The following is a 5815-nucleotide window of genomic DNA, read 5'->3' as shown; positions in this document are numbered from 1 at the left end:
AGCAGGCGGAGTCGACGTTCGGACTCTCGGCCGGCGACATCGGCAGGCTGTTGCGCGACCTCGATGTGTCCTACTCGTCCCCTCGAGCTGCGCGCCCACCTCGAGCAGGCCAAGATGGAGCGCCGGGGACGGGGTATCAGGCCGGGGAACACCGACCCCGAGTCAGGAGTAGCGATGCAGAAATGCCCAGGATCCGGCCGCGAACTGACCGGCGATCCGCCGCCGGCCACGGCGGCGACGTGCCCTGTGTGCGGCCGCGCGATCCAGGTGGACCCTGAGGAGACCGACCACGGCCTGATGTTCACCGTTGCGCCGCACGAGCAGGTGGGCCAGGACATCGGTTAAATTACTGGCGACGTCGGCCGGGCTGCACCCGCGGACGTGAGGAACGCGTTCGTGACCTAGGTGGTGAAGTTGTCGGGCAGGTGGCGCAGGTCGGCGCAGGCACCCGAGGACACCCGGCGGACCGATCTCGACGGTCTGCGGGGCCTGGCGATCGCGCTGGTCGCCGTGTTCCATGTCTGGTTCGGCCGGGTCTCCGGCGGTGTCGACGTCTTCCTGGTGCTGTCGGGTTACTTCTTCGGCGCGATGGTGTTGCGCCGCGCGCTGAACCCGGCGCCGTCGCTGAACCCGCTGCCCGTGGTGCGGCGGCTGGCGCGGCGGCTGCTGCCCGCGCTGGTCGTGGTGCTCGGGGCGGCGGCGCTGCTGACCGTGACCCTGCAACCTCAGACCCGGTGGGAATCGTTCGCCGACCAGAGCCTGGCCAGTCTCGGCTACTACCAGAACTGGCATCTGGCCGGAACCGCAGCGGACTACACCCGCGCGGGAGAGGCCGTCAGCCCGCTGCAGCACCTGTGGTCGATGTCCGTGCAGGGCCAGTTCTATCTGGCGTTACTGCTGGTGGTCGTGGTGCTCACCTGGGTGACGCGCCCGATCTCCGGGCGTCGGCGCAAGGGTGTGCTGGTCGCCGTGCTCGGCGCGCTGACCGTCGCGTCGTTCGTGTACGCGGTCGTCACGCAGGCCGAGAACCCGGCGAGCGCGTACTACAACAGCGTCGCGCGCGCCTGGGAACTTCTGGCCGGCGTGATGGCGGCGCTGCTCTTCACCGGCCTGCGGATGCCGGGGTGGATGCGCGCGGTCGGCGCCGCGGCGGGAATCGGCGTGATCATGTCGTGCGGCGCTTGGCTCGACGGCGCTCAGCTGTTCCCCGGGCCGTGGACGCTGGTGCCCGTCGGCGCGGCCCTGCTGGTGATCGCCGCGGGTGCAGGCCGGCCCGGCGAGGTCACCCCGCCACTGCGGCTGCTGTCGGCCCGCCCCCTGGTCTGGCTCGGCGCGATCGCCTACTCGCTGTATCTGTGGCATTGGCCGGTGCTCATCTTCTGGCTGGTGCACACCGGACGGCCGGGCGCGGGCATCGTCGACGGGGCCGCGGTACTGGCGGTCTCGCTGCTGCTCGCGTACGTGACCCACAGGTTCGTGGAGAACCCGTTGCGCTACCCGGACGCCCGCACGGCGGAGCCGGGCCGCGCCGTGCGACTGTGGGGCCGGCTGACGCGCCCCACGCTGGTGCCGGGCTCGGCGGTGGTGTTGCTGGCCGTGGCACTGACGGTGACGTCGTTCACCTGGCGCGAGCACGTGATCCTGCAGCGCGCCAACGGGCACGAACTCGCACACCTGCCCGAACAGGACTACCCCGGAGCGCGAGCGCTGACCAACCGGCTCCGGGTCCCGCAGCTTCCGATGCGCCCGACGGTCCTGGAAGCCGAAGATGACCTCCCGGCGACCACGCACGACGGCTGCATCAGCGACTTCCTCACCCCCGACGTCATCAACTGCATCTACGGCGACCCCGATGCCGTCCGCACCATCGCGCTGGCCGGCGGCTCACACGCCGAGCACTGGATCACCGCACTCGACGTGCTCGGCGTCCGGCACGGCTTCCGCGTGGTCACCTACCTGAAGATGGGCTGCCCGCTGACCACCGAGCTCGTGCCGACGATCGCGATCTCGGACAACCCCTATCCGCAGTGCCATCTGTGGAATCAGGAGGTGATGAACAAGCTGATCACCGACCGTCCGGACTACGTGTTCACCACCACCACCCGGCCGAAGGTCGACGGGCCCGGCGACATCGTCCCCGAGAGTTACCTCGGTATCTGGGACATATTGGCGGCCAACGAGATCAGCGTGCTCGGCATGCGCGACACCCCGTGGCTCATCCGGAAAGGGAGGCTCGCCGACCCGGCGGACTGCCTGGCCCGCGGCGGTGACGCCGTCAGCTGCGGGGTGAAACGGTCCCGGGCGCTGTCCGAGGTCAACCCGACGCTGGCCTACACCGCGCAGTATCCGTTGTTGAAACCGCTGGACCTCAGCGATGCCGTGTGCGACGTCGATCACTGCCGGGCGGCCGAGGGAAACGTGTTGGTGTACCACGACTCTCACCACGTCTCCGCGACGTACATGCGCACGATGGCCGACGAACTCGGCCGTCAGATCGCCGCGGCCACCGGTTGGTGGTGACCGCGGGCGACCCGCCTCACGAGTCCGACGGACCGGAATCCTCGCCTGCGCCCTCGCCGGATTCGTCATCGGCTGTGGCGTCGTCGGTCGCGCCGTCCCCGTCCTCGGACGCCTCGGACGAATCCTCCGCATCCGTGGTCCGGGTCGAGTCCTGCCCGGCCGCGCCTTCCGTGCTGTCCTCGTCGACGGTGGCCTCCGCCTCGGCCGGGTCCTCCTCGGCCGCGTCCTCCGTGATGGCGCCTTCGCCGGTCTCGTCGGTGTCCGCATGGCCGGTGTCGGCGTCGGTCTCGTCTGCCGTGACGCGCGACTCGGTCGACAGCGTCTCGGTGGCGTCCTCGGCGGTGTCTTCGGCCGCGTCGAGGGTGCCCACCATTTCGGACACCGCGAGGCCCGCGCCCGCCTCGTCGTCACCCGCAACCGACCGCACCGCTCGCTCCAAGTCCTCAGGATCATCCTGGGCGTCCTCGGGAGTGACGGTCTCGTCGACCTCGTCTTCGACGTCGTTGGTGAGCGTGCGCACCAGGGTCGGCACCGGGTCGTTACGGCTGTAACCTCGGTCCACAGTGGCTTTCAACTCGGCTTCGCGCGGCGCCAGACTGGGATTCAGCACCACCAGCGGGAGTCTCTCCGCCGGCACGAGATAACGGGTGGTGGTGCCCCCGAACAGGTTTCGGGTGACCGTGATGTTCTCCTCGGGCACCGTCGACAGATCGGAGAACATGGTGGGAATGTGCCTGATCGCCGCACCGGCCAACGCGTTGGCGACCGCCGTGAGATTCCACCAGCGGTCCGGGAAGTCGGCGAGGCCGTCATACTCACCGGTGACTTCCACCGTGTCGTAAGGAGTCACCGGGGGGAGCCGGTAGGTGTAGTCGTAGGTCGGGTTGTACCGGTCGGTGTCATCGATGATCTGCTGGCGACTGGAGTCGGCGACGACGACGAAGTTGATCTCGTCCGCATCCGGGTTGTCCTCGCCGTCGAACTGCCAATCCCGCAGCACTTCGGTGACCACCAGGGAGCCCGCCGAGAGCCCGACCACGGTCACCCGTTCGCCTTCGAGAAGGTCGCCGTTCTCGTCGCGCTCGAGGCGGTCGAGCGCGGCATCGATCTCCGCGTCGAGATTGACGGTGCCGGCCCGGATCGAGTCACCGAGCGTCATGTCGTCGGCGCCGGTGTACGGCCTCGCCTCAGCCGGCCAGTTGACCACCCTGCGCTCGTCGTAATCCTGGAGAGCACCACCGAGCAGCTGGTTGACCACGACGTCGTGCATCGTCGGCGTGCCGATACCTCCGATGACCAGCGCCGTGCTGGTGGTCCATCCCGGCGACGCCGTGGATATCGCCAACGCCGCCGCGGCAGCGGCCGCTCCCCAGACCGCCCCCGTTCTACCGGCTTTGCTCCTCGATATCGGCATTGTCAACCCCCGTTCGTCGATCCACTGAGCCGTTTTCGGCTTGGGACGAGTATGTGCACAGACACGAGGCGCCAAACTGAACCCTTTAATCTAGGCCATCAACGCAAAGGCATCCGGGGTTGCTGCAATTTGCCTTGCCTACAGCACTGGACAAAAGTGTTTTCGCCTCTCAAGGTGCAGGGTCTTAAAGTAGCGATGGCATTTATCTTTGCGTAAATATTTGCCATGCGATTAATATGTAAATAATTTCTTTTTGCCTGTGGCGGACCGGGGCATTTCTCGGTTTGCCACCGATATCAGCTCTCGGCGCCGTTAATTGTCCGTGCGTTTACCGGGTTTGAGAAGAGAAGCGAGTTCTTCGCGGCTGGCCGCGCCGGTCTTCGTCATCGCCTTGTAGATGTGGCCCTCCACCGTCCTGGTGGACAGCACCAGACGCTCGGCGATATCCCGATTGGACAGACCCAGCCCCAGCAGAGCGATCACCTCACGCTCCCGGTCGGTCACCGGAAGTTCCGAGCCGGCCGCGACCAGGGCCGGGGTACGCACTCCCCCGCCCTCCGCCGCGAGCGATTCGGCCCGCGCCGCGCATCCGAGCGCCGATCCTCGCAACCCCGCACGCCGGTAGAGGACCACCGCGTGCGCGGCGGCATCCATGGCCGCGATCCGATCACCCAACTCGTCGAACGCATCGGAGACGGCAGCCAGCTCGGTGGCGTCACAGGATTCCAGTGCCGCGGCGAAGCGTGCGGCGACGCCGGCCCGGGGACCGTCCACGATCGTCGTCAGCTCGCGCAGCCGTGGGCCGCCGCACCGGTCACCGAACTGGGTAGCGAGTTGCCGACATTCCACCTCTACGGCGAACCGGCCGGCGGCCGCTTCTACTGGACCGGCGACCAGCAGGTCCGCTGGCGCCCGCAGGACTTCTGGCCGGCCGGCACCGTCGTCACCATCGACGCCGCCGGCACCAAGTCGACGTTCAGCGTTCCCGAGCAGCTGGTCGCGACGATCGACAACGAGACCAAGCAGATGGAGATCGTGCGCAACGGCGTGCTGGAGAAGACCTTCCCCGTCTCGATGGGCAAGCCGGGCTACGACACCAAGAACGGCACCTACTACGTGCTGGAGAAGTTCGAAGACATCGTGATGGACTCCTCGACGTACGGCGTCCCGGTCGACGACCCGTCCGGCGAGGGCTACAAGATCAAGGTGCAGGACGCCGTGCGCATCGACAACAGCGGCATCTTCGTGCACAGTGCGCCCTGGTCGGTGGGTTCCCAGGGCGAGAGCAACGTCAGCCACGGCTGCATCAACCTCAGCCCGGCCAACGCCCAGTGGTTCTACGACAACTTCGGCAGCGGTGACGCGGTGGTCATCAAGAACACCGACGGCGGCTTCTACGACCAGCCCGACGGTGCGTCGGACTGGCAGATGTTCTGACCGGATAGCCCCGCTCCGCGCGCGCATCGTGCCACGATGAATTCAGGCCGGCGGCCGCCACGCCGTCGGTGCTGGAAGCCAGGGGTGGGCCATGCCCGGACAGAGGGAGTCGGCGGACAACAAGGCGGTGGCACGCACGGTCGCGGTGATCGTGCTGGTCCTGCTGGCGGTCACCGCGCTGCGCGGCTATCTGCCCGACGCCGGCAGCGCCCCGCCGCCCGACGAACGTCCCGAGGCCGGCCCGGGCAGCCTGGTCGCCGTCATCGCGATGCTGGCCGTGTCGATCGCCGTCATCGCGATCGCGGTCATCGCGCAGGCGTCGCAGCGCAAGGTCGCCCCGGGGCCGGGTGAACCGCCGCGCCGGATGCTCGAACGCGGCCTGCCGGTCGCCGGCAGGCCGTCGAGGCTCCAGAACTGCGGCGTGGCGTACATCGCGTGCACCGG

The 5815-nt window shown here is 68.2% G+C and carries 5 protein-coding genes and 1 pseudogene; 4 read left to right on the top strand and 2 right to left on the bottom strand.

Going from position 1 to position 5815, the window contains the following annotated elements; all coding sequences use genetic code 11:
* A partial coding sequence (locus ASJ79_RS34015) for a hypothetical protein (protein WP_231750883.1) occupies positions 1–345 on the top strand: 345 nt, incomplete at its 5' end.
* Positions 346–405: 60 nt separating this feature from the next.
* Positions 406–2520 carry an acyltransferase family protein gene (locus ASJ79_RS16770; protein ID WP_067957288.1) on the top strand — a complete coding sequence of 705 codons (2115 nt, stop codon included), beginning with the start codon at positions 406–408 and terminating at the stop codon, positions 2518–2520.
* Between the two features lie 16 nt (positions 2521–2536).
* Here the strand turns inward: ASJ79_RS16770 and ASJ79_RS16765 are convergent, their stop codons facing one another.
* Together ASJ79_RS16765 and ASJ79_RS34010 are read right to left on the bottom strand one after the other, a co-directional pair.
* Entirely contained in the window at positions 2537–3934 is a 1398-nt protein-coding gene (locus tag ASJ79_RS16765) for a PE-PPE domain-containing protein (RefSeq protein ID WP_067957285.1), read from the bottom strand.
* A 312-nt stretch (positions 3935–4246) separates the two neighbouring features.
* A complete protein-coding gene (locus tag ASJ79_RS34010; protein ID WP_067957283.1) occupies positions 4247–4588 on the bottom strand; it encodes a response regulator transcription factor in 342 nt (113 codons plus the stop codon).
* On the opposite strand from ASJ79_RS34010, the gene ASJ79_RS16755 reads away from it, so the two are divergent.
* Positions 4571–5371 carry a L,D-transpeptidase gene (locus ASJ79_RS16755; protein ID WP_231750881.1) on the top strand — a complete coding sequence of 267 codons (801 nt, stop codon included), beginning with the start codon at positions 4571–4573 and terminating at the stop codon, positions 5369–5371. The two genes, ASJ79_RS34010 and ASJ79_RS16755, sit on opposite strands and share 18 nt — an antisense overlap.
* 91 nt (positions 5372–5462) lie before the next feature.
* A pseudogene (locus ASJ79_RS33235) lies at positions 5463–5815 on the top strand (hypothetical protein); the annotation flags it as partial.

This window comes from Mycobacterium sp. NAZ190054, from assembly GCF_001545925.1.
Taxonomy (GTDB): Bacteria; Actinomycetota; Actinomycetes; order Mycobacteriales; family Mycobacteriaceae; genus Mycobacterium.
The sequence above is the reverse complement of the archived record's forward strand: the minus strand, read 5'-3'. Positions and strand labels throughout refer to the sequence as shown.